The sequence below is a fragment of the Streptomyces sp. NPDC054794 genome (genome assembly GCF_053611585.1).
On sequence record NZ_JBSHAQ010000030.1, the window covers coordinates 1 to 25,647 of the forward strand.

Genomic DNA, 25,647 nt, shown 5'->3' on the forward strand with positions numbered 1-25,647 from the left:
GGCGCGGTGGGCGCCACCCCCCCGCCGCCGGGGGTGGGGTGGGTCTCGCCGACGGCAGGGCCCGGGGCTCACCGTCCTACCGGACCAGGCCCCACCGGAAACCGAGCGCCACCGCGTGCGCACGGTCCGAGGCGCCGAGCTTCTTGAACAGGCGCCGGGCGTGCGTCTTCACGGTGTCCTCGGAGAGGAACAGCTCGCGCCCGATCTCGGCGTTGGAACGGCCGTGGCTCATGCCCTCCAGGACCTGGATCTCCCGCGCGGTGAGGGTGGGCGCGGCTCCCATCTCGGCCGAGCGCAACCGGCGCGGGGCCAGCCGCCAGGTCGGGTCGGCGAGCGCCTGGGTGACGGTCGCGCGCAACTCCGCGCGCGAGGCGTCCTTGTGCAGGTAGCCGCGGGCGCCGGCGGCAACCGCGAGGGCCACGCCGTCGAGGTCCTCGGCCACGGTGAGCATGATGATGCGGGCACCGGGGTCGGCGGACAGCAGCCGGCGCACGGTCTCGACGCCGCCCAGTCCGGGCATGCGTACGTCCATAAGGATCAGGTCCGAGCGGTCGGCACCCCAGCGGCGGAGGACTTCCTCGCCGTTGGCCGCCGTCGTCACGCGCTCGACGCCGGGCACGGTCGCGACCGCGCGGCGGAGCGCCTCTCGGGCAAGCGGGGAGTCGTCGCAGACGAGGACGGATGTCATGGCCGCCCTCCGCAGCTGATGCGCGTCACCTTGAGCCTCCAGGCTGGTACGGAATCGTCACCTGTGCGGTCGACCGTCTCGGACGCCTGCCCGAGCGCTTGTGTTTTCAACCGCCTCCGCACTCTCAACGACGGTCACTCGAAAGAGTTACGGGGCTGCGTGCCATCTTCGGCACTCTACGTGAGGGTGCGGACACGGTGGAGACATGCTCGTCAGACTCTCAACTTTTCATCACAACCTATGCCCCATTTAGCCCCTTTTCTTCCCGTTTCACGGTGTCTGGGGCTAGATTCGCAATGAGTCATATTTTCATCTCCTTAGATCGGAGATGTACGGTCGTTGGCACCGGATCCGCCCAGAACGGCTACAAGGGGTCACGTAATGGCAGATTTCTCCCGCCTTCCCGGACCGAACGCGGACCTGTGGGACTGGCAGCTCCTGGCTGCCTGCCGTGGGGTCGACAGCTCGCTCTTCTTCCACCCGGAGGGTGAGCGCGGGGCGGCTCGGAGTGCTCGCGAGAACTCGGCCAAGGAGGTCTGCATGAGGTGCCCCGTCCGTGCGGAGTGCGCGGCGCACGCGCTGGCGGTGCGCGAGCCGTACGGAGTGTGGGGCGGCCTGACCGAGGACGAGCGCGAAGAGCTCATGGGGCGGGCGCGCAACCGACTGGTGTCGGCGTCGTCCGCCGGCGGTGACACCGCCTCGAACGCCTGAAGGAACGTTTCTGCGACTTCTCCGCACTTGGGCACGCACCCGCGTGCCTGAGTTCTGTTCGGCGTGCGCCCGCGCGCCCGGGACACCTCAGGGCACGCGCGCGTGCCCTTCACGGCCGGCGGGCCGCCCGTCCCAGCTGTTCCAGCGTCGCCGCCACCGCCGGGACCTGGGCCAGGTCGGGCAGGGTGAGGGCGACGATCTCCCGCCGCACCGCCGGTTCCAGCGCCACCGTGCGCACGCCCCTGGGGCGTACGGACTCGATCGCGAGCTGGGGCAGGACGGCGACGCCGAGACCCGCGCCCACCAGGCCGACCACCGCCGGATAGTCGTCGGTGGCGAAGTCGATGCGGGGCGTGAAGCCCGCGCCCTCGCACACCTCCACCAGGTGTCCGCGGCAGCGCGGACAGCCCGCGATCCAGGGCTCCTGGGCCAGCTCCCCGATGGCGACCGACTCCGCGCGCGCGAGCCGGTGCCGCTCCGGCACCAGGCCGACCAGCCGGTCCGTCAGCAGCGGCCGCACCACGAGGTCGTCCCACTCCTCGGCGCCCGCCGCCCCCTCGTACCGGAAGGCGAGGGCCACGTCGCAGTCGCCCTCGCGGAGCAGCTCGACCGACCTAGGGGGCTCGGCCTCCTCCAGGGAGACCCGGGTGCCGGGGTGCGCGGCGCGCAGCGCGGCGAGGGCGGTGGGGACGAGGGTGGAGCTGCCGCTCGGGAAGGAGACCAGCCGGACCCGGCCCGCGCGCAGTCCGGCGATGGCGGCGACCTCCTCCTCGGCCGCCGTGAGTCCGGCGAGGATCCCGGAGGCGTGCCGCACGAGCGCCTCGCCGGCCTGGGTCAAGCGCATCTCGCGACCGCTGCGGACCAGCAGCGGGGTGCCGACCGAGGCCTCCAGGGCCTTCATCTGCTGGCTGACGGCGGGCTGTGTGCAGCCCAGTTCACGCCCCGCCGCGGAGAAGGAGCCGGTGGTGGCGACGGCGCGCAGGACGCGGAGATGACGGGCCTCTATCACCCGCCAATCATAAGCCTTCCTTGGATCAGCCGCCCGATAATCGTTCGACGCTTTGAGGTCGGTCCCGTACCGTGCGAAGCATGAACGTTCTCTCGGTGAACCTGGGCCGTGCGCGGGCCGTGCCGTACACGGACCAGCCGCAGGGCCTGACCGGCATCGACAAGCGCCCCGTGGACGGCCCCGTGCGGGTGACCGCGCCCGGCCCGAAGGGCACCGCCGGCAGCGGGCTCGCCGGGGACGCCGTGTGCGACCTGCGCCATCACGGCGGCGACGACCAGGCCGTGTACGCGGTCGCGCGCGAGGACCTCGACGACTGGGAGCGCGAGCTGGGGCACCCGCTCGCCAACGGCTCCTTCGGCGAGAACCTCACGACCCGGGGCCTGGGCGTGTCCGGCGCCCTGATCGGCGAACGCTGGCGCATCGGCGCCGCTCTCGTCCTGGAGGTCACCAGCGGGCGCATCCCCTGCCGCACCTTCCAGGCCCATCTGGGGGAACGGGGCTGGGTGAAGAGATTCACGCAGAAGGGTGCGCCCGGGGCGTATCTCAGAGTGATCGAACCGGGCGAGATCCGGGCCGGCGATCCGGTGGAGATCGTGCACCGGCCGGACCACGACGTGACGGTGGCGCTGCAGTTCCGGGCCGAGACGACCCGGCGCGACCTGCTGCCGCGCGTGCTCGTGGCGGGCAGCGCCCTGCACCCGGAGACACTGGAGACGGCCCGGAAGTACGTGGCGAAGTACGGGGCCTGAAGTCCTGTCACCCGGGCGGGACGCAAGGGCGTTTCAGCATGCGGATGGCTCGTGCGCGCAGCGGACGCCGTCAGTCCGGGTAACTACCCTTGGGCCATGACAACGGCTCTGATTACGGGATCGACCGCGGGAATCGGTGCCGCGTTCGCGCGGCGGCTGGCGGCGGACGGGCACAACCTCGTCCTCGTGGCGCGGGACACCAAACGGCTGCGCGAGCAGGCGACCGAGCTGCACGACCGGCACGGCATCGAGGCGGAGGTGCTGACGGCCGACCTCGCCGAGGACACCGGCATCGAGGCGGTGGCCGCCCGCCTCGGCGACCGCAGGAACCCGGTCGACCTGCTGATCAACAACGCGGGCTTCGGCAACAAGGGCCGCTTCCCCGACGTACCGATGGCGGACGAGCTGCGGATGCTCAAGGTGCACTGCGAGGCGGTGCTGCGGCTGACGGCGGCGGCGACGGAGGCGATGAGCGAGCGCGGGCGCGGCGGGGTGGTGAACGTCGCCTCGGTCGCGGCGTTCGTGCCGCGCGGCACGTACGGGGCGTCGAAGGCGTGGGTCGTGCAGTTCACGCAGGGCGCGGCGCGGGACCTCGCGGGCAGCGGGGTGCGGCTGATGGCGCTGTGCCCGGGCTTCGTGCGCACGGAGTTCCACCAGCGGGCCGGGATGGGCACGGACAACATCCCCGGCTGGATGTGGCTGGACGCGGACAAGCTGGTCGCGGCGGCGCTGGCCGACCTCGCGCGCGGGAAGTCGCTGTCGATCCCGGACCCGCGGTACAAGACGCTGATGGGACTGGCGAAGGTGGCGCCGCGCGGGCTGCTGGGCGGGATCACCTCGAAGACGGGGCGCAAGTACGGTCCGCAGTGACGCGCGAGGAGCCGCTCACGACGCGGTGACGCCGCCGCTCCGGTGGGAAAATGGGCGTGACGGTACCGGACCCAGGGGGGCCGGAGGCGGTGTCATGACGTTCGTGCAGCTCATCGAGTGCAGGACCAGCCGGTTCGACGAGATGGACCAGCTGATGGACAAGTGGGTCGAGCAGACCAGGGGACGGCGGACCGCGCGGCACGACATGGTCGGGCGGGACCGGTCCGACGGCGAGCACTTCATCGAGATCGTGGAGTTCCCGTCGTACGAGGAGGCGATGCGGAACTCGAACCTCCCGGAGACCCACCGGATATACCGGGACCTGGTCGCCCTGTGCGACGAGATGCCGACGTTCACGGACCTGGACGTCGTACGGGACGAGCAGTTGCACGAGGCCAACGCGCGCCAGTTCTTCGAGGCGATCTCGGCCCCCGGCGAACTGCCGCCGCTGGACGGCCTGCTGACCGAGCACTACCACGACCACGACCCGGCCAACGAGCAGGACATCCTGGGGATGGACGCGATACGCCGGGAGATCACCATGTGGCGCGGCGCCTTCGACTACCGCTTCGACCTCGACGACCAGATCGGCGAGGGCGAGCGCGTGTGCACCCGCTGGACCTGGCGCGGCATCCACAAGGGCGAGTTCCTGGGGCTGCCGAACACCGGCCGGCAGGTCACCATGACCGGCACGACCGTCTTCCGCTTCGGCGAGGACGGGAAGATCGCCGAGGGCTGGTGGCAGTACGACCGACTCGGACTGATGGCGCAGTTGGGGGCGTTGGACGAGCTGGAGACCTAGGGCCGCTCGTTTGGGATCATGCCGGGCTCGCGGGCCCTGGCACCGCGCCCCGAGGCGGTGCGGGCGACGCGAAGGCCCGGCACCCTCGGGGTGCCGGGCCTCACTGCCGGTGTGTGCCGGCGCTGACGTGCGTCAGTGGGCGTGGCCGTGACCGTGACCGTGGCCCGCCTCGGCCGGCTCCTCTTCCTTCTTCTCGACGACCAGGGTCTCGGTCGTGAGGAGCAGGGAGGCGATGGAGGCGGCGTTCTCCAGGGCGGAGCGGGTGACCTTCACCGGGTCGATGACGCCGGCCTTGATCAGGTCGCCGTACTCGCCGGTGGCGGCGTTGAAGCCCTGGCCCTTGTCGAGTTCGGCGACCTTGGAGGTGATGACGTAGCCCTCCAGGCCGGCGTTCTCGGCGATCCAGCGCAGCGGCTCGACGGCGGCGCGGCGGACGACCGAAACACCCGTGGCCTCGTCGCCGGTCTTGTCGAGGTTGCCCTCCAGGACCTTCACGGCGTGGACGAGCGCGGAGCCACCACCGGAGACGATGCCCTCCTCGACCGCGGCGCGGGTCGCGGAGATGGCGTCCTCCAGACGGTGCTTCTTCTCCTTCAGCTCCACCTCGGTGGCGGCGCCGACCTTGATCACGCACACGCCGCCGGCCAGCTTCGCGAGGCGCTCCTGGAGCTTCTCGCGGTCCCAGTCGGAGTCGGTGTTCTCGATCTCGGCCTTGATCTGCGCGACGCGGCCGTGCACGTCCGCGGAGTTGCCGGCACCGTCGACGATCGTGGTGTCGTCCTTGGTGACGGTGACGCGGCGGGCGGAGCCGAGCACGTCCAGGCCGACCTGGTCGAGCTTGAGGCCGACCTCCTCGGAGATCACGGTGCCGCCGGTGAGGACGGCCATGTCCTGCAGCATCGCCTTGCGGCGGTCGCCGAAGCCGGGGGCCTTCACGGCGGTGGCGTTGAAGGTGCCGCGGATCTTGTTGACGACCAGGGTCGACAGGGCCTCGCCCTCGACGTCCTCGGCGATGATCAGCAGCGGCTTCGAGGCGTTGGACTGGATGATCTTCTCGAGGAGCGGCAGGAGGTCCGCGATGGCGGAGATCTTGCCCTGGGTGATCAGGATGTACGGGTCGTCGAGGACGGCCTCCATACGCTCCTGGTCCGTCACGAAGTACGGCGACAGGTAGCCCTTGTCGAAGGCCATGCCCTCGGTGAAGTCCAGCTCCAGACCGAAGGTGTTGGACTCCTCGACGGTGATGACACCGTCCTTGCCGACCTTGTCCATCGCCTCGGCGATGAGCTCGCCGACCTGCTGGTCCTGGGCGGACAGCGCGGCCACGGCGGCGATGTCGGACTTCTCGTCGATCGGGCGGGCCGACGCGAGGAGTTCCTCGGCGACGGCGGCGACGGCGGCGTCGATGCCCTTCTTCAGGGCGGCCGGGGAGGCGCCGGCGGCGACGTTCTTCAGGCCCTCGCGCACGAGCGCCTGGGCCAGCACGGTGGCGGTGGTGGTGCCGTCACCAGCGATGTCGTTGGTCTTGGTCGCCACCTCCTTCACCAGCTGGGCGCCGAGGTTCTCGTACGGGTCCTCGATCTCCACCTCGCGGGCGATGGTGACGCCGTCGTTGGTGATGGTGGGCGCGCCGAACTTCTTGTCGATGACGACGTTGCGGCCCTTGGGGCCGATGGTCACCTTGACGGTGTCGGCCAGCTTGTTGACGCCGCGCTCAAGGGCGCGACGGGCGTCCTCGTCGAACTTCAGGATCTTCGCCATGACAGCGTGAGCCCTCTCGGAAATCTTGGGTGAACGAAAACTGCGCCCCCGACGCCCTGCTTCTTATGGGTCGCGGGGGCCAAGGGCGCAGCTCAAAGCAACGAAGTGTGCTTTCGGGTGAATTACTTCTCGACGATCGCGAGCACGTCGCGAGCCGAGAGGACGAGGTACTCCTCGCCGTTGTACTTCACCTCGGTGCCGCCGTACTTGCTGTAGAGAACGACGTCACCGACCTTGACGTCGAGCTCGACGCGCTTGCCGTCCTCGAAGCGGCCCGGCCCGATGGCCAGGACGACGCCCTCCTGGGGCTTCTCCTTGGCGGTGTCCGGAATGACCAGGCCCGAAGCCGTGGTCTGCTCGGCGTCGAGCGGCTGGACCACGATGCGGTCCTCAAGCGGCTTGATGGCAACCTTGGAGCTGGCGGTCGTCACGATCCGACCTCCCCCTTCGGAGATCTCACGGGGTTAACTGTCTGAGGTGGCGACCAGGTCGATCCGTCGTCGCGGGTGCCGGACCTGCCCGTCGCGTTGTTGGCACTCTCCAGGGGGGAGTGCCAAAGCCGAGACTATGACTGCGATTAGCACTCGGTCAAGCGGAGTGCCAATTGCCGTGCGGCGCGTCAGCCGGGGGTTCCTCAGACGTAGTCCTCCAGGCGGGCCACTGTCAGGCCGCGGGACTGGACTCTGCGCAGCAGGCGCGCGGTGCGTTCCCGCAGGGTGGGGCCCGTGGACTCGTCGGGGCCGACCAGGATGATGTCGCCGCGGCGCAGGTGTCGGTCGCCGTGCGCGTAGGTGACGTCGTCGGCCGTCATCGCGGCGCGCCACAGGACGACCGCCGCGACGCCGCAGTCGGCCGCCGCGCGCAGGGTCGTGGTGTCGTACGTGCCGTAGGGCGGGCGGAACAGGCGCGGGCGGATGCCGAAGCGGGCGCGGAGTTTGTCCTGCTGACCGCAGATCTCGGCGCGCTGGCCGGCGTACGGCAGCCCGCGCAGGGCGGGGTGGTCGAGGGTGTGGTTCTGGATGTCCGCGCCGACGGCGCGCAGGCGGGCGAAGTGGCCGTAGCCCGGTCCGACGACGCTGTCGGTGAGGAACACGCTGACCGGGAGCCGCAGTTCGCGGACCATGTCGACGAAGCGGGGGTCCCGCTCGGCGCCGTCGTCGTAGGTGAGGAAGACGACCGGGTCGCGGGTGCGGACGTGGTCCAGGACCGGGGGGAGCCCGGGTGCCCTGCCACTGGAGACCGCGCGGCGGGCCGGGGGGCTCGGGGCGGGGGCCAGCGGGGCCCGCAGGCCCCATTGGCGGTAGGCCTGCCGCACCACCGGGGCGTGCGTCCTCACCCGCTGGGCCGCCTTCTTGCCCAGTCGCTCGATCGGGTCGACGGACTGGGCGCAGCCGGGGAGGGAGGGCAGCAGGAGGGCCACGAGGAGGACGGCGGAGGTCGCCGTCCCGCTCCGTTTCGGCCCCCTCGGCCGCCTCACAGGTAGTCCTCCAGGCGGGCCACCGCGTACCCCTCACGGGTGACCTTGTTCAGGAACCGGCGCATGTCGTCGACCATCGTGCCGTCCCAGTCGCTGCGGCCCCGGAAGTGGGTGAGCACGATGTCGCCGGGGTGCAGGCTCTCGTCGTCCTCGCGGTACTCCCAGTGGTCGACGAAGACCTCCTCGTCCCAGATCGGCGCGTACTTGATGCCGCAGGACTTGGCGGCACGCAGGGTGTCCCCGTTGTAGTTGCCGTAGGGCGGGCGGAAGACGGTGGGGGCCTTGCCGAACCACTTCTCCATCACGCCCTGCATGCCGCAGATCTCGTTCTTCTGCTCCTCGTAGGACAGACCCGGCAGATACGGGTGGTGGAGCGTGTGGTTGTCGAGGGTGACGCCCTCGGCCTGCATCTGCCGGAAGTACCCGTAGTTGTCCTGGATCAGGTAGTTGCTGAGGAAGGCGGTGTACGGGACCTTCAGGTCGCTCATCATGCGCAGGAACGCCGGGTCCTTCTCGGAGCCGTCGTCGATGGTGAGGAAGACGACCTTCTGCCGGGTGGGGATCGTGGTGAAGACCGGCGGCAGGTGCTCCTCCTCCTGTCCGTCGACCTCGAAGCCGGCGCGAGCGGTGATCTTCGGCTTGTGGGCCGGGGGCCGCGGGGGCATCAGCGGAACCCCGTCCAAGCCCCAGTGCCGGGCGGCGGCCACCAGCGCGGCATGGTCGGCGCGGAGGCGGCCGGCGTAGGAGTCCAGGGCGCGGGCGGGGGGTGCCTGCAGGCGCTGCTGACCGGGGGCCGGTCGTACGCCCGAGTCCGCGTCCGGCGCCGTACAGCCGGAGAGGACGGCGGCGACGGCGAGCGCGGCCGCACCACCGCGCACACCCGCCCTGCCAAATGCCAAGCGTGTCCTATTTTTATCGGTTTGTACGACTACTCGCATGGTGCTGGATCCTGGCAGGCCCCCGCCTCGAACCCCGGCCGACACCACCACCGCGGGCGCACCGTCCACCGACTGGCCCACAGCGCCTGGTAGCTGGCCGACAATGACAAGGTGAACGACGTCCTCCCCTTCCGCTCACTGCTCACCCCCGAGGGCCACGCCCTCCTGGACGAGGTGCGCGGCACCGACCCGGCCGACGAGCTCGCCGTCGCCACCCGGCTGCGCCGGGAGCACCCCGCCGACCTCGTCTCGGCGGCACTCGGCCAGGCCCGGCTGCGGCAGCGGGCGGCGGCGAAGTTCGGCGCCGAGGACGCGGAGCGGATGTTCTTCACGCCGAACGGGGTCGAGCAGTCGACGCGCGCGAGCGTGGCGACGTACCGCGCGGGCCGCCTGCGCGAACTGGGCGTCACCTCCGTGGCCGACCTGTGCTGCGGCATCGGCGGGGACGCGATCGCGCTCGCCCGGGCCGGCATCCGGGTGCTGGCGGTCGACCGGGATCCGCTGACCGCGCAGGTGGCGCGGGCCAATGCCGACGTGCTGGGGCTGGGCGACCTGATCGAGGTGCGGGAGGCGGACGTCACGGAGGTCGACACGGCCGCGTACGACGCCGTGTTCGTGGACCCCGCGCGGCGTGGCGGCAGACCAGGAGGGGCCGCGCGAAGCGCGTCGTCGAGGGGTGGTGACCGGGCGACGGGCGGGCGGATCTTCGACCCGGAGGCGTACTCGCCGCCGCTGTCCTGGGCGGTGGGCGCGGCGACGGCCGCTCGGGTGGCCGCGCTGAAGATCGCCCCCGGCATCCCGCACGAGGCGATCCCGGCCGAGGCCGAGGCCGAGTGGATCTCCGACGGCGGGGACGTGAAGGAGGCGGTGCTGTGGTTCGGGGCCGGCGTGCAGCCCGGCACCGTGCGGGCCACGCTGCTGCCGGGGCCGCGCTCCCTGCTCGGCCGGGGGCTGCCGGATCCCGAAGTACGGCCCGTGGGGCGGTACTTGTACGAGCCGGACGGCGCCGTCATCCGGGCGCATCTGGTCGCCGAGGTCGCCGACTCACTCGACGGCGGGCTCGTCGACCCGACCATCGCCTATGTCACGGCGGACGAGCTGCGGCCGACGCCGTACGCGTCCGCGTACGAGATCACCGACCAACTCCACTTCAACGTCAAGAAGTTGAAGGCGCTGCTGCGGGAGCGGGAGGTCGGCACGCTGACCGTCAAGAAGCGCGGGTCGGCCGTGGAGCCGGAGGAGCTGCGGCGCAAGGTGAAGCCGCAGGGGCCCCGCTCGGCCACGGTGTTCCTCACGCGCGTCGCGGGTGCCCCGACGATGCTGATCGGGTCACCCGCGCACGGCTGAACGGCCTCGAACGGCTCAACGGCTTCACGGAGCCGTCACGGCCCGCCGAGTTCCCGCGCCCGGGCGGCCAGCAGCTCGCGTTCCCGTGCGTTGCCGGTGAGTTCGGCGGCCCGGGCGAACTCGGCGCGCGCCTCCGTCGTACGGCCGAGGCGGGCCAGCAGGTCACCGCGGACGCTGGGCAGCAGGTGGTAGTCGCGCAGGGCGGGCTCGGCGGCGAGGGTGTCGACGATCGTCAGGGCCGGGCCCGGGCCCTCGGCCATGGAGACGGCGACCGCGCGGTTGAGTTCGACGACCGGGGACGGGGCACGGGCTGCGAGCAGGCCGTAGAGGGTCGCGATGGTCCTCCAGTCGGTCTCCTCGTAGGAGTAGGCGTGGGCGTGGCAGGCGGCGATCGTGGCCTGGAGCGCGTACGGGCCGGGGGCGCCGGGGGCTGTGGCGTCCGCGCGGCCCAGGGCCTTGATGCCTCGGGCGATGAGCATGCGGTTCCAGCGGCGGCGGTTCTGGTCCTTGAGGAGGACCGGCGCGCCGTCGGGGCCGGTGCGGGCGGCGGCGCGGGACGCCTGGAATTCGAGGAGGGAGGTCAGCGCGTGGACCTCCGGCTCCTTCGGCATGAGGGAGGACAGGACGCGGGCCAGGCGCAGGGCGTCCTCGCACAGGGCGGGGCGCAGCCAGTCGTCGCCGGCCGTGGCCGCGTACCCCTCGTTGAAGATCAGGTAGATGACGTCCAGCACGGAGTCGAGGCGGGCCTCGCGGTCGGGGCCGTACGGGACCTCGAAGGCGACGTTCTTCGTCGCCAGTGTTCTCTTCGCGCGCACGATCCGCTGGGCGATCGTCGGCTCGGGGACGAGGAACGCGCGGGCGATCTCGGGCGTCGTCAGACCGCCCAGCAGGCGCAGGGTGAGCGCGATGCGGGCCTCCGCGGACAGCACCGGGTGGCAGGCGGTGAAGACCAGCCGGAGCAGGTCGTCGTCGATGTCCTCCGGGTCGGCGGGCTCCTGCGGCGGGACCGTGGTCTCCAGGTCGCGGCCGATCTCCGCGAGCTTGCGGGCGTAGTTCTCCCGGCGCCGGATCAGGTCGACGGCGCGGCGGCGGGCGGTGGCCATGAGCCAGGCGCCCGGGTTGTCCGGCACGCCGTCGCGCCGCCACTGCTCCAACGCCGCGACCAGGGCGTCCTGTGCGAGCTCCTCCGCGATGCCGACGTCCCGGACGATACGGGCGACGCCGGCGATGATGCGCGGGGACTCCAGACGGAAGACGGTCTCGATGGCGTGCTCGGCGCTGGGCTGCTCGGTGGGCTGCGGTTCCACAACCCACCATGCAACACCCCGCCCCGCGTCCACGCCAAGCAAAGACCGGGAGTACGGCGGTCGGGCTCAGCCCTCGGCAATCTCCCGCACCTCGCAGGTCACGGTCCAGAACTCCTCGTGCACCTTCAGGAACCGCTTGGTCCACTCCAGGGCCTCGGCCATGTCCTTGCACTGCATGATCGCGTAGCCGCCGACGACCTCCTTGGCCTCGGTGAACGGTCCGTCGGTGACGGAGATCCTGCCGCCCTCCCAGCGCACCCGGGTGCCCTGGGCTGAGGGGGTCAGCCCGGCGGTGTCGAGCATGACGCCGGCCTTGGTGACCTCCTCGATCAGCTCACCCATCCGCTGCATCAGCTCCGGGCTCGGCCCCTCGGCCGGGGCGGAGGACTCGTCGATCTGCACGAGCGACAGGTAACGGGGCATGGTGACTCCTCGGTCTCGTTCCCGAGCGGCGGGGCCTGTCCCCGCCTCTCACCCATGCGTCGAACGGCGGACACCCGGATCGACACACGCCCCAAAATTCTTCGAAGGTTTTTCCCCGCGCCGGTCTCGCGGGCGTTTTCGCAGGTCGAACGGCGTTTCCTCAGCGCAGCGACGCCCACAGTTCGCTCGCCGCCCCTTCCTTCGGGATCACTCGGTTGGGGTCGGACGGGGCCGGGACCACCGGCATCATCACCGTCCGCACGTGGTCCGCGGACAGGTTCTTCAGGCTCTGGCCGAGGCGGGTCAGTTCGTTCAGGGAGTCGAGGCCGGTGTCGGTGGTGAGACTGGAGGTGACCGCGTCGGCGATCTTGTAGAGCTTGGTGGGGTCGGTGAGGAGGTCGGTGGCGGCCATCTGCTCCAGGAGGGCCTTGACCAGCTTCTGCTGGAGGCCTATTCGGCCGAGGTCGCTGCCGTCGCCGATGCCGTGGCGGGTGCGGGCCAGGGCCAGGGCCCGGGTGCCGTCCAGGTGGTGGGCACCGGCGCTGAGGTGCAGATGGCTCATGTCGTCGTCGATGTCCTGGTCGGTGGTGACGTCGACCCCGCCGAGGGCGTTCACCAGCTTCGCGAAGCCGGAGAAGTCGATCTCGATGTAGTGGTCCATGCGGACGTTCGTGAGCGACTCGACGGTCTTCACCGCGCACACCGGTCCGCCCACCGAGTAGGCGCTGTTGAACATCGCGTTGTAGGCCACCGATGTGGCGCCCCCGGACGCCAGCGGGCAGGACGGGCGGGTGACCAGGGTGTCGCGCGGGATGCTGACGACCGTGGCACCGGTGCGGCCCGCGTCGAGGTGTACGACCATCGCCGTGTCGGAGCGCGCGCCCGAGCTGCTGCCGCCGCCGAGCCGCTGGTTCTCCTTGCCGCCGCGCGAGTCCGAGCCCAGGACCAGGATGTTCAGGGCCTTGGTCGGCAACGGGGACGCGACGGCCGAGGCGTCGGCCGACGGGGTCGGCACCGCTCTCGCCCGGGCCGGCCGGTCGTCGCCGAGCGCGCTGTCGATGTCGACGCTCCTGATGTTGTCGTTCAGGTGCCAGTAGGCCCAGCCCGCCGCCGCGACGCCGAGCACCAGGGCGCCCGCCAGGGTGAGACCGGCGGCCCTCAGCACCACCGACCGCCGGCCCGTCCGTCTTCCCGCGTCGCCGTTCTCCTCGTGTCCGGTCACGGACAGGAACGTAAGTCCGAATTATTAGGGGACTGTTAGGAGAACAGGGGCGAGACGGTCTTCTTCGGAAAATCTCATGTTGCGGGTGGCTCCGAAAGTTTCGGTCACCCTCCGGCCGCGGGCGCCGCGGTACTCGCGCTGCCGGCCCAAGCCGTCGTACGTGTACCGGTTCTGCGTCTCCACGGCCAGCGCGTCCTGCGGCTTGACCAGGGTGGTCGAGGGCTTGGCCTTGTCGTAGTAGGTCAGGAACTCCTTCGACGTCAGACCGCGCTCGTCGTAGAGGGTGTCCGCCAGCAGCCGGCCGCCGTTCGGGCCGGGACTCTGGCTCTGGCGCGGACGCAGGAAGGTTTGATTCCGAGTGGCTGAATCTTGAACTGACCCGTGTTTCCTGTGAGTTGCGTGAAAAACGAGTCAATTCGACACAACTCGGCGCACCGGCAGTCGCGTTGTTCAGCCCATCGACTCGAACCGCCACCGATGCACCGGGCGCGTCACCAATTCCGCGCCGGGTTCAGGCAGTTCGGGCAAGTCGGCGTCGTAGGGCGCGTCCCACCAGGTGATGACCAGGACGCGGTCCTGGGGAGCCCGGAAGGTCTCCCGGCGCAGGGGCGGCGGCCCGGAGAGCTCCTGTCGCCGCGCCCAGGAAAGCAGGTCCTCGCCCCGTCCCTCGACCGCCCGCGCCTCCCACATCAGGGCGACCGTCACGAGTACAGGTTCTCCTTGCTGACCTCGTGCACGTGGTCGTGGTCGTGGCTGTGATCCCCTCCGGGCACGTGCGGGTCCGTCACCGGCAGCGAGGAGTCCGCCGACAGGTCCCAGCTGGAGGCGGCCCGGTTGCGGGCGACCATCTCGGCCCCCAGCGCGGCCACCATCGCCCCGTTGTCCGTGCACAGCTTGGGCCGCGGGACGCGCAGGCGGATGCCGGCCGCCTCGCAGCGCTCCTGGGCCAGGGCGCGCAGCCGGGAGTTGGCCGCCACACCGCCGCCGATCATGAGGTGGTCGACGCCCTCGTCGCGGCAGGCCCGTACGGCCTTGCGGGTCAGCACGTCCACGATCGCCTCCTGGAAGGACGCGGCGACGTCCCGCACCGGGACCTCCTCGCCCGCCGCCCGCCGGGCCTCGATCCAGCGGGCCACCGCCGTCTTCAGGCCGGAGAAGGAGAAGTCGTAGGCCGGGTCCCGCGGGCCGGTCAGACCGCGCGGGAAGGCGATCGCCGCCGGGTCGCCCTCGCGGGCGTAGCGGTCGATGACCGGGCCGCCCGGGAAGCCCAGGTTCAGCACCCGGGCGATCTTGTCGAAGGCCTCGCCCGCGGCGTCGTCGATCGTCGCGCCCAGGGGGCGTACGTCCGAGGTGATGTCCGTGGACAGGAGCAGGGACGAGTGGCCGCCGCTCACCAGCAGCGCCATCGTCGGCTCCGGCAGCGCCCCGTGCTCCAGCTGGTCCACGCAGATGTGGGAGGCCAGGTGGTTCACGCCGTAGAGGGGCTTGCCCAGCGCGTAGGCGTACGCCTTCGCCGCCGAGACGCCGACGAGCAGCGCGCCCGCCAGGCCCGGGCCCGCCGTGACCGCGATGCCGTCCAGGTCCCTGGCGCTGACCCCGGCCTCCTTCAGGGCGCGGTCGATCGTCGGGACCATCGCCTCCAGGTGGGCCCGGGACGCCACCTCCGGCACGACCCCGCCGAAGCGGGCGTGCTCGTCGACGCTGGAGGCGACGGCGTCCGCGAGCAGGGTGGTGCCGCGGACGATGCCCACGCCGGTCTCGTCGCAGGAGGTTTCGATCCCCAGAACCAGGGGTTCGTCAGCCATTGATCTCGGTTCCTTGCACAGAGGTGGAGGTGGAGGGGTCGGTCAGGCGCATCACCAGGGCGTCCACGTTCCCCGGCTGGTAGTAACCGCGTCTGAAGCCGATGGGTTCGAAGCCGAAGCGCTCGTACAGCTTCTGCGCGCGGACGTTGTCGACCCGGCACTCCAGCAACACTTCGGCGCACTCGAAGGCGGTCGCCGCGCGCAGCAGCTCGGTCAGCAGCAGCCCGCCCAGACCGGTGCCCTGCAGTTCGCGGGCGACCGCTATGGTCTGGATATCGGCCAGCTCGCCCTGGGCGGCCAGGCCGGCGTAACCGACGATCCGGTGGCCCTCGACGGCGACGACGTACCGCCGGCTGGCGTCCGCTCCCCGGGCATGGGCCAGCTCGGACCAGAACATCCCCCGCGACCAGGCGTCCTCGGGGAAGAGGTCCTTCTCCAGCTCCAGTACGGAGTCGATGTCCCACCAGCGCATCTCGCGCAGCGCGGGCTTCACGGGTTCGGTCACTTGGGGGTGACCACCTTGTAGTTCTTGGGCACCTGGGCGTCGGGACGGCGCAGGTACAGCGGCCGGGGTGCGGGCAGTTCCTCGCCCGCGGCCAGCTTCTCGGCGGCCAGGGAGGCGAGGGCGGCTGCGGAGACGTGCTCGGGTTCGTGCGCGCTCGGGAAGGTGTCGGGGTAGAGCAGCGCGCCCGCGCCGACGGCGGGCAGACCCGCCACCCGGTCGGCGATGTCGGCGGGACGGTCGACGGCCGGGTCGGTCAGGCGCGTGCGGGAGTCCGCGTACGTCGCCCAGTAGACCTCCTTGCGCCGGGCGTCGGTCGCCACGACGAAGGGGCCCTTCTCGATGTCGGAGGCGTACGCGAGGCCGTCGAGCGTGCACAGGCCGTGCACGGGGACGCCGAGCGCGAGCCCGAAGGTGTCGGCGGTCATCAGACCGACGCGCAGACCGGTGTAGGGGCCGGGGCCGATGCCGACGACGAGCGCGGTGACGGCGTCCAGCTTGAGTCCGGCCTCGGCGAGGACGCGGTCGACGGCCGGCAGCAGCAGCTCTCCGTGCCGGCGCGCGTCCACCTGGCTCGACGAGGCGATGACGGCCTCACCGTCGTGCAGGGCGACGGTGACGGCGGGGGTGGCGGTATCCAGAGCGAGCAAGAGCACGCAAACAGCCTACGGCTCTCGCGCGCTGAGCACGGCCGCCCGGGTCGGGCCGTCACCGACTGCTACCGTCTGTACGAAGTACGACATATGACCCGAGGCAGAGGTGGGCGCACGTGGCAGGGACCAGCGCGGGAATCGTGGCCGGGCTCACCGCCGCGGCCGTCGGCGCGGTGGGATTCCTGGCCTACCAGGCCTCGGCGGCCGCACCGGCGAACCTTCGGGGCCTGCCGGGGCCGACCGCGTCGCCCGCGGTGGCGGCGACCAAGGCTCCCCGGGACAAGCGCAACCCCACCGCCCTGCCCGCCGGCTCCGGCAGGGGTGAACGGGTCGTGTACTCGGTGGACGACGACCGGGTGTGGCTGGTCGGGCCGAACGGCAGGGTCCAGCACACGTTCCGGGTGCGTCCGGGCAGTGTCGATCCGCCGCCGGACACGTACGAGGTGACGTCCCGCTCGAACGCGATCACCGGCACCGACGGCACCCCCGTCGAGCACGTCGTGCGGTTCACCAGCGTGGGAGACGTGGTCGTCGGCTTCAGCGCCGCCGTGGGCGAGACGGTGTCGGCGCCCGATCCGTCCGTGAAGACGGGCGGCATCCGGGAGGAGCGCCGGGACGGCGAGGAGATGTGGAAGTTCGCGACGATCGGGGTACCGGTCGTCGTGATCCGCTAGCGGTACGAGGTGATCCGCCGGCGCTACGCCGCCTCGGGGTGCTCCCGTACCGGCTCGGGCTTCTGGGGCTCCGGTTCCCGCGGCGGTCTGGAGACCGCGTCCGCGGCCGCGCACGAGGCCAGCAGATCGCGCATGGACACCCCGGCCGCCGGATACGGCACGGGCGGCACCGCGGGCTGAGAAGCGGACATGAACGCCTCCTGACGAGCGGGGGCGGGCGTAGTTAGGCACACCTAACCACGGGCTGGATACCATGTGACCACGCCTTTGAGGTCCGGCGCAATATCTTGCCGACGGCTTGTCGGAATCTTCACCGGTCCGCTCAGGCGGCCAGTACCCCGAGGTCCACCTCGGCCCACCGCTCCCCCAGCCCAAAGAGCGTGACGTGCCGTACCTCGTCCGTGGTGTCGCCCACGGCGCGGTGGATCACGACCTGCAACCGGTCGTCGGTCAGCTCCTCCACCTTGCCCTCGCCCCACTCCACGACGATCACCGACGCGGGCAGCGAGACGTCGAGGTCGAGGTCCTCCATCTCGTCGAGGCCGCCGGACAGCCGGTAGGCGTCCACATGGACGAGCGGCGGACCGTCGCCGAGCGAGGGGTGCACCCGGGCGATCACGAAGGTCGGCGAGGTGACCGCGCCCCGCACCCCGAGCCCCTCGCCGAGCCCGCGGGTGAGGGTCGTCTTGCCCGCGCCGAGCTCCCCGCTGAGCATCACGAGATCGCCCGAGCGCAGCAGCTTGGCGAGCTTGCGGCCCAACTCCCGCATCTGCTCGGGAGAGTTGATCGTGATCTCTACGGCGGTGCGGTCAGCCGGGTCGTGCGGCGCTGCTGGTGCTTCCATAGCCACTTACCGTAGCCCCTGCCGGGACGGCCCCCGCGCGGGTGAGAAGGTCGGCGAGCCGGTCGGTGACCACTTCCGGGTGTTCCAGCATGACCAGGTGCCCGGCGTCCGGGACCAGCACCAGTTCGGCGTCCGGCAGCAGGTCGGCGATGGCCTCGCTGTGCTCGCTGGGCGTGACGAGATCCTTGACCCCGGCCAGGACCAGGACCGGCATGTCCCGGAAGAAGGCGAGGGCCTCGGTCTTGTCGTGGTCGGTGAAGGCCGGGTAGAACTCGGCGACCACGTCGATCGGCGTGGACTCGATCATGCGCTCCGCGAACCGCTCCACCGCCGGGTCGACGTCCCGGGTGGCGAACGAGTACCGCTTGATGATCCCGGCGAACAGGTCGGCCGTGGCCCGGCGCCCCTTCTCCACCAGCGCCGCCTGCGTGCCGAGCGCCTTCAGTACGCCGGGCAGCACCCGGCGCACCGCGTTGACGCCGGCCAGCGGCAGCCCGAAGTTGACCTCGCCGAGCCGCCCGGAGGAGGTGCCGACCAAGGCGGTGGCCACCACCCGGTCGCGGATCAGCTCGGGGAACTGCGCAGCCAGCGCCATCATCGTCATCCCGCCCATGGAGTGCCCGACGAGCACGATCGGCCCCTCCGGCACGGCAGCGTCGATGACCGCCTTCAGGTCGCGGCCCAGCTGGTCGATGGTGAGCGGCACGTCGTTCTGGAGCTGGGCCACGCCCCGTCCGGAGCGCCCGTGGCTGCGCTGGTCCCAGTGCACGGTCCGCACCACGCCGCGCAGCGCCGCGCGCTGGAAGTGCCAGGAGTCCTGGCTGAGGCAGTAGCCGTGGCTGAAGACGACGGTGACCGGGGCGGGCGCCTTGCGGCCGAAGAGCCGGCGCCGGCGCGGTGCCGAGCCGCCCTCGGGCTCGACGTCGTCGACCTCGTAGTAGAGCTCGGTGCCGTCGTCGGCGTACGCCTTGCCCGGCGTGCCGCGCAGCGCGCCGTACGGCCCGGTGGAGTCCAGGGCGAGCCGCGCCTTGCGGCGCATCCCGCGGCCGACGGTCATCCGCTCGATCGCGACACCGGCGGCCGCGCCTGCCGCGAGCACGCCTATCGCGGTGCCGGCGATGCCGGTCGCCCTGCGCCAGTTGCCGGCCGCCCCCGTGGCGGAGGCGACGACGGCCGACGTGGCGACCTCCGCGACGACCTCCGCACTGCTCTCGCTCACGTACCGCTCCTCTTCGCCGTACTGCAGTTCGCTGGGTGGGTGGTGCGGGTGTAGGTGCAGTCGTAACAGGTGTTGCCGCCGATGCCGCAGGCGCCCCCCCGGGGCGGTTACTCGTCCCGCCCGTCCTGTTCCTCGTTCACATAGACGCGAGGAACGCGCATTCCGATCCGCGTGACGATTTCGTACGCGATGGTGCCCGAGGCCTGCGCCCAGTCCTCCGCGGTGGGCTCGCCCCGGTCGCCGGGCCCGAACAGGACCGCCTCGGAGCCGACCTCGGGTTCGTCCCCCCCGAGGTCGACCACGAACTGGTCCATCGCGACGCGCCCCGCGACCGTCCGCCACTTCCCGCCGACCAGGACCGGACCGGTCCCGGAGGCGTGCCGGGGAATTCCGTCCGCGTAGCCGACGGGCACGAGACCGAGTGTCGTCTCGCCCGGTGTGACGTAGTGATGCCCATAACTGACGCCGTGATTCCCCGGAACGTGCTTCACCAGTGCCAGCGACGCCGAAAGTGTCATCACCGGGCGCAGGCCGAAGTCGGACGGGGTGCCGAGTTCGGGGCTGGGCGAGATGCCGTACAGGGCGATACCGGTGCGTACCAGGTCGAAATGGGACTCGGGAAGGGTCAGCGTGGCGGGCGAGTTGGCGATGTGCCGCACCTCGGGGCGTACGCCCTGTTCCTCCGCGTACGCCACCAACTCCCGGAAGAGGGCGAGCTGGGCGGCGATGGACGGATGGCCGGGCTCGTCGGCGCAGGCGAAGTGGGACCACAGTCCGGTGATGCGCAACAGCCCCTCGGACTGGGCGCGCAGCGCCCCGGCGACCAGCTCGGGCCAGTCGGCGGGCTGGCAGCCGCTGCGCCCGAGCCCGGTGTCGGCCTTGAGCTGCACGCGCGCGGGCCTGCCCGCGCGCCGGGCCGCCTCCGTCACCTCGCGCAGCGCCCACGGGTCGCTGACCGAGACGTCGAGGTCGGCCTCGACCGCCTCCCGCCAGGGCCCGCCCGGCGTCCACAGCCAGCACATGATCCGCACGTCCGACGGCAGCCCGGGGTCGGCGCGCAGCGCCAGGGCCTCCTCGGGCGTGGCCGTGCCGAGCCAGGTGGCCCCCGCCTCGACGGCCGCGCGGGCACACCTCACCGCCCCGTGGCCGTACGCGTCGGACTTCACCACGGCCATCAGCGCCGCGTCCGGCGCGAGGGCGCGCAGGGCACGCACGTTGGCCCGCAGGGCGGCCAGATCGATCTCGGCGCGGGCGCGCAGGGGCGCGGTCGGCGCAGGTGCTGTCTCAGTCATCGCGCCCCCAGTGTCTCAGAGCGGTCCGACAGCGCCGCGGCTCAGGCCCTAGCTCCCGGACCTGCGGCCCCAGACGAATACCCGGTCCCCCTTCTTCAGCACACCCCACAGCTTGCGCGCGTCGGCCAGCTTGAGATTGACGCAGCCCCAGGACCCGATGGTGGTGTAGATGCTGCCGTAGACGGCGTGAAAGGCCTGTCCGCCGTCGAAGAACTGAGCGTAGGGCATGGGCGAGTTGTACAGGGTCGACCAGTGGTTCTTGTGCCGCCAGTAAACGGTGTGCCAGCCGCCGCGAGTCGCGTGGCCCTTGCGCCCGCTGCGCATCGACACCGGCCCGAAGACCACCTTGCCGCCCTTCTGCACCCAGGTGACCTGCCGGTCGAGATCGACGCAGGCGACCCGATACGTCCGAATAGGGCATTTTTTGGCCGCGTTGGGATTCTTCCGGGCCGACAGGAGCATCATCTGCGCCCAGGTCACGGGTCCGGCAAAGCCGGTGGCGGGCTTGATCTTGTGCTTCTTCTGGAAGGCCCGGATGGCCTTGCAGTCGGCGGCGGACTGCTTCCCGTCCGCCTTCCGCTTCAGCCACCGCTCGACCTGCCGCTGGTAGGGCCCGGCCTGTCTGCTGCACGCGACCTTCGCGACGGCGTCGGTCAACGGCACGTATTCGATGAGGTCGTACGTCCCGCGCGGGGCGTCCCGCGGCTCGACGGCGTCCTCCTTGGCACTGGGCGTGTACACCTTCGGCGGCAGCACCTGGTCGGGCGTGTCGATCTGCCAGGGCTGCGCCGGCCCCGGCGCCACGCCGGGCACCAACTCGGCCTCGGGGCCGGAGCCGCCGGGGGCCTGGGGCGTCGGTGTGGCGGCCGTCGCGGTACCGGCCGCGGGCAGGACGGTCACGGCGACGAGCAGCACGGCCAGGCTTGAGGTGACGCATCGGGCGAGGCTTCGGTGGGCGATTCGTCTGTGGAGCGCGATGTGTCCATTCATCACGCGATCAGACAAACGTGCCGCCGCCGCGGATCCCGGGAGCCGCGCGGTCAGGTCACCCGACGGGTGGACCCCGCGTCAGTCCCGTACGTCCCGCCAGGCCTCCGGGATCATCGACGCCACGTCATGCGCCCCGGCCGGCGCCCCGTCCGCCGCGTACCGCCCGGCCAGGCCGTGGAGATACGCCCCCACGCTGCCCGCGTCCCGCGCCGGGAGCCCGGACGCCAGCAGCGAGCCCGTGAGCCCGGAGAGCACGTCGCCGCTGCCGGCCGTGGCGAGCCAGGACGTGCCGGTCGCGTTCACCCGTACGGCTCCGCCCCGGGCGTCCGCCACCAGGGTGGTCGACCCCTTCAGCAGTACGGTCGCCCGGTAGCGCGCCGCCAGCTCGCGGACCGACGCCAGCCGCGCGGCCTCGACCTCCGCCCGGTCCACGCCGAGCAGCGCGGCCGCCTCGCCGGCGTGCGGGGTCATCAGCGTCGGTGCCGTACGTGCGCGCACCGCGTCCCGCTCCGCGAGGCGCAGCCCGTCCGCGTCGACCAGCACCGGCACCTCCTCGCGCAACACCTCCGCCACGGTCGCCGCGTCGTCCCCGGCCCCCGGCCCCACGACCCAGGCCTGCACACGGCCGGCCTTGTGCGGGCCCCGGTCGGAGACGAGCGTCTCGGGGAAGCGGGCGATCACCGCGTCCCCGGCGGGCCCCACGTACCGCACGGCCCCCGCCCCGCCGCGCAGCGCCCCGGCGACGGCGAGCACCGCCGCGCCCGGATACCGCGCCGAGCCGGCGGCGATGCCGACGACACCGCGCCGGTACTTGTCGCTCTCGGCCCCCGGCATCGGCAACAGCCGGGCCACGTCCGCGTGCTGCAGGGCCTCCAGTTCGGCCTCGGCGGGCAGGTCGAGCCCGATGTCGACGAGCCGCACCGTCCCGGCGTACTCGCGCGCCGGATCGACCAGCAGCCCCGGCTTGTGCGTCCCGAAGGTCACCGTGAGATCGGCCCGGACGGCGTCGCCGCGCACCTCACCGGTGTCCGCCTCGACCCCGCTCGGCAGGTCCACGGCGACGACGGCGGCCGCGGACCGCTCGGCCAGTGCGGCGAGGGCGGCGGCCTCGGGCCGTAGTCCGCCCTTCCCGCCGATGCCCACGATGCCGTCGACGACGAGATCGGCCCGGGCGATCAGGCCCTCGGCCGCGTCCGGGAGGACGGCCGTGCCACCCGCCCGGCGCAGCGCGGCGAGCCCGCCGGAGTGCGCGCGCTCGGGGTTCAGCAGCACCGCCGCGACGCCGGCCCCGCGCCGGGCGAGCCGGGCCCCGGCGTACAGGGCGTCGCCGCCGTTGTCGCCGCTGCCCACGAGCAGGACCACCCGGGCGCCGTAGACCCGCCCGAGCAGGTCGGCACACGCGGCGACCAGTCCGGCGGCGGCGCGCTGCATGAGGGCGCCTTCCGGAAGCCTGGCCATCAGCTCGCGCTCGGCCGCCCGCACCGTCTCCACGCTGTACGCAGTCCGCATGCGGTCGAGTCTCTCCCGAAAGACGCGGGGGCCGCACCCGATCCGGTCAGCCCTCGGCCACGACCATGGCCGAGGCGACGCCCGCGTCATGGCTCAGCGACAGGTGCCACGCCTTGACCCCGAGTTCGGCCGCCCGTGCCGCGACCGTCCCCTTCACCCGCAACCGCGGCTGCCCGCTGTCCTCGACGAACACCTCGGCGTCCGTCCAGTGCATGCCCGGCGGCGCGCCGAGCGCCTTGGCGACGGCCTCCTTGGCCGCGAACCGCGCCGCGAGCGAGGCGACGCCTCGGCGTTCCCCACTCGGCAGGTACAGCTCACTGTCCAGGAAGAGCCGCCCGGCCAGCCCGGGTGTACGGTCCAGCGACGCCCGGAACCGGTCGATCTCGGCCACGTCGATACCAACCCCGATGATGCTCATCCGGGCACTCTACGATCCTTCCGGCGACCGGAGACTTCCCGGAACTTCCGGGTGTTCGCTGAAGAGTTCTTCCGCGCACGCCACGGTTCCGGCCCGGTCGAGCCAGTCGTTGAGGCGGTCGAGGTCGGTGCAGGCGGTGATGCGTTCACGGACCTCGTCGGAGATCGGAAGGCCACGTACTTCCAGCACGCGCAGGACTCCCTTGGCCTCGCCTTCGACCTTGCCTTCAACCTTGCCTTCGAGATAGGCCGTCTCACGGACCGTCCCCCGGCCGGGGAAGTAGCTGACGAACGACATGATTTCCTTCAGTTTCTGTCCGGCCGGGCTGTTACCCAGGCTGATTTCCAGGAAGTCGTAGAAGTAGTCGGCGGTCTCGGGGTCCGTTTCCCGGATCTCCTGAAGGGCAGCTGTGATTGCCCTCAGTATGGCCTCACAGTCGGCGCTGCGGGCGTGTGCCAGGGCGGAGAACACCGCCAGTGCGGGGTTCTTCACCGCGGTCCTGACATCCGTGATCTTCGGCAGATTGTCCGGCCCCGCGACCAGCGGATAGGTCCGCTGAGCCGTCCAGCCGCGCGCGCCGCAGACGAAGGGGCCGGTCGCCCACTTGGCCGTGGCCCTGTCCTGGCAGACCACGAGGAGCAGCACGGGCAGGCGGTATTTCGCCCGGAGGTAGGCGACGTAGTACGCCCAACTCGACGCTTTTCCCTCGTCTTTACCCGACTGCGACTCGATGGCGAGCAGGAAGTCCTCACCGTCGGACGGACCGACACACAGCACGGTGTCCACGCGTCGCTCCAGCGGCCGGGCCTCCGTCACGTCCGTGGAGACGGCGTCCACGGTCGCCTTTGCGGATAACGGGACACCCAGCACCCCGAACACGGGTGACAAGATCTCGGGCCGCTCCTGGAAGGTTGCGAGTGGCGAAGTATCGTTCACGCCGCCGAAGTCAGCTCACACCACACGTACTTGCCCCGGTTGCCGAATCGGGACAGCGGCTGCCAGCCCCAGAGGTCGGAGCAGGCCCGTCCCAGCGACAGACCCCGGCCCTCTTCCACGTCGACGAGGCGGCCGAGCGGTCGCGGGGGCTCGGGCGGTTCCGGGTCGGCGTCCCACGCCCCGATGCGCAGCACGCCGGGTGGTGACCAGCGCACGCGCAGAGCGGCGGGCCCCTTGGTGTGGCGTACGGCGTTGCCCACCAGCTCCGTGGCGAGGAGTTCCGCGGTGTCCACGAGCCCGATCAGGCCGTGCATGGTGAGGATCAGGCGGAGGGTACGGCGGCTGACGGTGACGGCTCGGGGGTCGTTCGGGATGTACAGGGAGTACTCCCACGGTTCGGATTCGTTTTCGGGCGTGGGGCAGCTCCGGTTCGTTGGTGGGGGTTTCGGAGATCTGCGGGTTGCGGGCGGTGGCATTGCCACATCCGTCGCGGCAGGACGGAGTGGTGCGCTTCCGGCGCCCCGGAATTCCGCAGCGTGTGCGTCGCGTCACTGACGGTAGACCTAGTTTTTTAAGTTTCGCAAGCCGATCGCATAGCCTGGCCCCCGAACGAGTCGCACTTACAGGGGCATTGGGAGGAGCATTCGATGGCATTGAGGCAGGAGCCAACAGCGCGCCAGATGCGCCTGGGGGTCGAATTGCGCCGGCTCCGCGATGCGGCAGGCCTGGCAGCCCGCGAAGCCGCAGCGCTGCTCGGCGTGAGCCCAGCCCAGATCAGCCAGATCGAGGCAGCCCTCGCAGGCGTGAGCGAGAAGCGGCTCCGCTGTTTGGCCGCCAACTACGCCTGCTCCGACGGCGCGTTGATCGATGCCCTGGTGAACTTGGCGACCGACCGAACCCGAGGCTGGTGGGAGGAGTACCGAGGCATCCTTCCCGCCGCTTATCTGGACCTCGCCGAGCTGGATCACCACGCGACCTTCCGTCACGACGTGGCGGTCATCCACGTACCAGGGCTCTTCCAGACGGCGGAGTACGCACGGACCCTCTTCGCCTACATGAACCCCGAGTTCCCGGACAGCGAGGTGGAACTCCGCGTGGATCACCGGATGAAGCGGAAGATCATTATCGAGGGTGCCGACCCCATTCCGTACGAGGCCGTGATCCACGAAGCGGCGCTTCGCATCAAGGTGGCCGGACGTGTCGCCACCCGAGCTCAGCTGGCGCGCATCCTGGAAATGTCGGATGCGGACCACGTCACGGTCGGGGTCGTCCCCTTCGCACTGGACGACTTCGCAGGAGCCGGAAGCGCCATGGTGCACCTGGGGGGAGCAGTCTCTCGCCTGGACACCGTGGTGCGCGATGCTCCGCACGGCACGGCCTTCGTCGACTCCGAAGCCCAACTGAAGCACTTTCGAAAGCTCTTCCGTAGGGTGAAGGAAGCGTCGCTTCCGGCAGAGCAGTCACGTGACTTCATCCACCAGTTGGCGAAGGAACTGTGAGG

General features: G+C 71.3%; 29 protein-coding genes. 7 read left to right on the forward strand and 22 right to left on the reverse strand.

Going from position 1 to position 25,647, the window contains the following annotated elements; translation table 11 throughout:
* Positions 1-76 precede the first annotated feature (76 nt).
* The gene (locus ACWGKT_RS28375) at positions 77-688 is read right to left on the reverse strand and encodes a response regulator transcription factor (protein ID WP_003948568.1); all 612 of its coding nucleotides are present in this window, start codon (positions 686-688) and stop codon (positions 77-79) included.
* 381 nt (positions 689-1,069) lie between these two features.
* Between ACWGKT_RS28375 and ACWGKT_RS28380 the strand changes: the two genes are divergently transcribed.
* Positions 1,070-1,399, forward strand: coding sequence for a WhiB family transcriptional regulator (locus ACWGKT_RS28380; protein ID WP_235459677.1), 330 nt, complete (start codon positions 1,070-1,072; stop codon positions 1,397-1,399).
* 109 nt (positions 1,400-1,508) lie between these two features.
* Here the strand turns inward: ACWGKT_RS28380 and ACWGKT_RS28385 are convergent, their stop codons facing one another.
* On the reverse strand, positions 1,509-2,408 hold the full coding sequence (locus tag ACWGKT_RS28385) for a LysR family transcriptional regulator (RefSeq protein ID WP_356154091.1): 900 nt from the start codon (positions 2,406-2,408) through the stop codon (positions 1,509-1,511).
* 80 nt (positions 2,409-2,488) lie between these two features.
* On the opposite strand from ACWGKT_RS28385, the gene ACWGKT_RS28390 reads away from it, so the two are divergent.
* From ACWGKT_RS28390 to ACWGKT_RS28400, 3 genes are all read left to right on the forward strand, one after another.
* Positions 2,489-3,157 carry an MOSC domain-containing protein gene (locus ACWGKT_RS28390; protein WP_453275952.1) on the forward strand — a complete coding sequence of 223 codons (669 nt, stop codon included), beginning with the start codon at positions 2,489-2,491 and terminating at the stop codon, positions 3,155-3,157.
* Between the two features lie 96 nt (positions 3,158-3,253).
* Complete coding sequence (locus tag ACWGKT_RS28395; protein ID WP_453275953.1) at positions 3,254-4,027, forward strand: SDR family NAD(P)-dependent oxidoreductase; 774 nt, start codon at positions 3,254-3,256, stop codon at positions 4,025-4,027.
* 94 nt (positions 4,028-4,121) lie between these two features.
* Entirely contained in the window at positions 4,122-4,829 is a 708-nt protein-coding gene (locus ACWGKT_RS28400; protein ID WP_453275954.1) for an ester cyclase, read from the forward strand.
* Between the two features lie 132 nt (positions 4,830-4,961).
* Here the strand turns inward: ACWGKT_RS28400 and groL are convergent, their stop codons facing one another.
* The 4 genes from groL to ACWGKT_RS28420 all read right to left on the reverse strand — a co-directional run bounded on the left by groL (position 4,962) and on the right by ACWGKT_RS28420 (position 9,005).
* Positions 4,962-6,590: a chaperonin GroEL gene (groL, locus tag ACWGKT_RS28405; protein WP_453275955.1), complete on the reverse strand. Its 1,629-nt coding sequence runs from the start codon at positions 6,588-6,590 to the stop codon at positions 4,962-4,964.
* Between the two features lie 122 nt (positions 6,591-6,712).
* Positions 6,713-7,021, reverse strand: a complete 309-nt coding sequence (gene groES, locus ACWGKT_RS28410) for a co-chaperone GroES (protein WP_006130737.1) — start codon at positions 7,019-7,021, stop codon at positions 6,713-6,715.
* Between the two features lie 203 nt (positions 7,022-7,224).
* On the reverse strand, positions 7,225-8,067 hold the full coding sequence (locus ACWGKT_RS28415) for a polysaccharide deacetylase family protein (RefSeq protein ID WP_453275956.1): 843 nt from the start codon (positions 8,065-8,067) through the stop codon (positions 7,225-7,227).
* On the reverse strand, positions 8,064-9,005 hold the full coding sequence (locus tag ACWGKT_RS28420) for a polysaccharide deacetylase family protein (RefSeq protein ID WP_453275957.1): 942 nt from the start codon (positions 9,003-9,005) through the stop codon (positions 8,064-8,066). The genes ACWGKT_RS28415 and ACWGKT_RS28420 overlap by 4 nt, the downstream gene beginning before the upstream one ends.
* A gap of 111 nt (positions 9,006-9,116) precedes the next feature.
* Between ACWGKT_RS28420 and ACWGKT_RS28425 the strand changes: the two genes are divergently transcribed.
* A complete protein-coding gene (locus tag ACWGKT_RS28425) occupies positions 9,117-10,352 on the forward strand; it encodes a class I SAM-dependent methyltransferase (RefSeq protein ID WP_453275958.1) in 1,236 nt (411 codons plus the stop codon).
* Between the two features lie 35 nt (positions 10,353-10,387).
* Here ACWGKT_RS28425 and ACWGKT_RS28430 read toward each other — a convergent pair whose 3' ends face one another.
* The 7 genes from ACWGKT_RS28430 to tsaB form a co-directional block, all read right to left on the reverse strand.
* Positions 10,388-11,659, reverse strand: coding sequence for an RNA polymerase sigma factor (locus ACWGKT_RS28430; protein ID WP_453275959.1), 1,272 nt, complete (start codon positions 11,657-11,659; stop codon positions 10,388-10,390).
* 66 nt (positions 11,660-11,725) lie between these two features.
* A complete protein-coding gene (locus ACWGKT_RS28435; protein ID WP_453275960.1) occupies positions 11,726-12,082 on the reverse strand; it encodes a YciI family protein in 357 nt (118 codons plus the stop codon).
* Between the two features lie 160 nt (positions 12,083-12,242).
* Complete coding sequence (locus ACWGKT_RS28440) at positions 12,243-13,304, reverse strand: LCP family protein (RefSeq protein ID WP_356154113.1); 1,062 nt, start codon at positions 13,302-13,304, stop codon at positions 12,243-12,245.
* Positions 13,305-13,754: 450 nt separating this feature from the next.
* On the reverse strand, positions 13,755-14,009 hold the full coding sequence (locus ACWGKT_RS28445; RefSeq protein WP_453275961.1) for a hypothetical protein: 255 nt from the start codon (positions 14,007-14,009) through the stop codon (positions 13,755-13,757).
* Positions 14,006-15,109 (reverse strand): tRNA (adenosine(37)-N6)-threonylcarbamoyltransferase complex transferase subunit TsaD, encoded by a 1,104-nt coding sequence (gene tsaD / locus ACWGKT_RS28450; RefSeq protein WP_453275962.1) that lies wholly within the window; start codon positions 15,107-15,109, stop codon positions 14,006-14,008. Before tsaD ends, ACWGKT_RS28445 begins: the two co-directional genes overlap by 4 nt.
* A complete protein-coding gene (rimI, locus tag ACWGKT_RS28455; protein WP_453275963.1) occupies positions 15,102-15,614 on the reverse strand; it encodes a ribosomal protein S18-alanine N-acetyltransferase in 513 nt (170 codons plus the stop codon). Before rimI ends, tsaD begins: the two co-directional genes overlap by 8 nt.
* Positions 15,611-16,267 carry a tRNA (adenosine(37)-N6)-threonylcarbamoyltransferase complex dimerization subunit type 1 TsaB gene (gene tsaB / locus ACWGKT_RS28460; RefSeq protein ID WP_356154128.1) on the reverse strand — a complete coding sequence of 219 codons (657 nt, stop codon included), beginning with the start codon at positions 16,265-16,267 and terminating at the stop codon, positions 15,611-15,613. The genes rimI and tsaB overlap by 4 nt, the downstream gene beginning before the upstream one ends.
* 113 nt (positions 16,268-16,380) lie before the next feature.
* Here tsaB and ACWGKT_RS28465 point away from each other — a divergent pair, with 113 nt between their 5' ends.
* On the forward strand, positions 16,381-16,938 hold the full coding sequence (locus ACWGKT_RS28465; protein ID WP_453275964.1) for a hypothetical protein: 558 nt from the start codon (positions 16,381-16,383) through the stop codon (positions 16,936-16,938).
* A 23-nt stretch (positions 16,939-16,961) separates the two neighbouring features.
* Here the strand turns inward: ACWGKT_RS28465 and ACWGKT_RS28470 are convergent, their stop codons facing one another.
* The 9 genes from ACWGKT_RS28470 to ACWGKT_RS28510 form a co-directional block, all read right to left on the reverse strand.
* On the reverse strand, positions 16,962-17,129 hold the full coding sequence (locus ACWGKT_RS28470) for a hypothetical protein (protein ID WP_356154133.1): 168 nt from the start codon (positions 17,127-17,129) through the stop codon (positions 16,962-16,964).
* Between the two features lie 131 nt (positions 17,130-17,260).
* On the reverse strand, positions 17,261-17,782 hold the full coding sequence (gene tsaE / locus ACWGKT_RS28475) for a tRNA (adenosine(37)-N6)-threonylcarbamoyltransferase complex ATPase subunit type 1 TsaE (RefSeq protein WP_235456292.1): 522 nt from the start codon (positions 17,780-17,782) through the stop codon (positions 17,261-17,263).
* Entirely contained in the window at positions 17,748-19,001 is a 1,254-nt protein-coding gene (locus tag ACWGKT_RS28480; RefSeq protein WP_356154137.1) for an alpha/beta fold hydrolase, read from the reverse strand. Before ACWGKT_RS28480 ends, tsaE begins: the two co-directional genes overlap by 35 nt.
* A gap of 107 nt (positions 19,002-19,108) precedes the next feature.
* Positions 19,109-20,293 carry an alanine racemase gene (gene alr, locus ACWGKT_RS28485; RefSeq protein WP_453275965.1) on the reverse strand — a complete coding sequence of 395 codons (1,185 nt, stop codon included), beginning with the start codon at positions 20,291-20,293 and terminating at the stop codon, positions 19,109-19,111.
* Between the two features lie 48 nt (positions 20,294-20,341).
* The gene (locus tag ACWGKT_RS28490; RefSeq protein WP_453276015.1) at positions 20,342-21,208 is read right to left on the reverse strand and encodes a L,D-transpeptidase family protein; all 867 of its coding nucleotides are present in this window, start codon (positions 21,206-21,208) and stop codon (positions 20,342-20,344) included.
* A 153-nt stretch (positions 21,209-21,361) separates the two neighbouring features.
* Positions 21,362-22,792: an NAD(P)H-hydrate dehydratase gene (locus tag ACWGKT_RS28495; RefSeq protein WP_453275966.1), complete on the reverse strand. Its 1,431-nt coding sequence runs from the start codon at positions 22,790-22,792 to the stop codon at positions 21,362-21,364.
* 46 nt (positions 22,793-22,838) lie between these two features.
* Complete coding sequence (locus ACWGKT_RS28500; RefSeq protein ID WP_235456298.1) at positions 22,839-23,210, reverse strand: holo-ACP synthase; 372 nt, start codon at positions 23,208-23,210, stop codon at positions 22,839-22,841.
* 9 nt (positions 23,211-23,219) lie between these two features.
* Positions 23,220-24,146: a hypothetical protein gene (locus ACWGKT_RS28505; RefSeq protein WP_453275967.1), complete on the reverse strand. Its 927-nt coding sequence runs from the start codon at positions 24,144-24,146 to the stop codon at positions 23,220-23,222.
* Complete coding sequence (locus tag ACWGKT_RS28510) at positions 24,143-24,622, reverse strand: ATP-binding protein (protein ID WP_453275968.1); 480 nt, start codon at positions 24,620-24,622, stop codon at positions 24,143-24,145. Before ACWGKT_RS28510 ends, ACWGKT_RS28505 begins: the two co-directional genes overlap by 4 nt.
* A 171-nt stretch (positions 24,623-24,793) precedes the next feature.
* Here ACWGKT_RS28510 and ACWGKT_RS28515 point away from each other — a divergent pair, with 171 nt between their 5' ends.
* Positions 24,794-25,645 carry a DUF5753 domain-containing protein gene (locus ACWGKT_RS28515; RefSeq protein ID WP_453275969.1) on the forward strand — a complete coding sequence of 284 codons (852 nt, stop codon included), beginning with the start codon at positions 24,794-24,796 and terminating at the stop codon, positions 25,643-25,645.
* Positions 25,646-25,647: the final 2 nt, after the last annotated feature.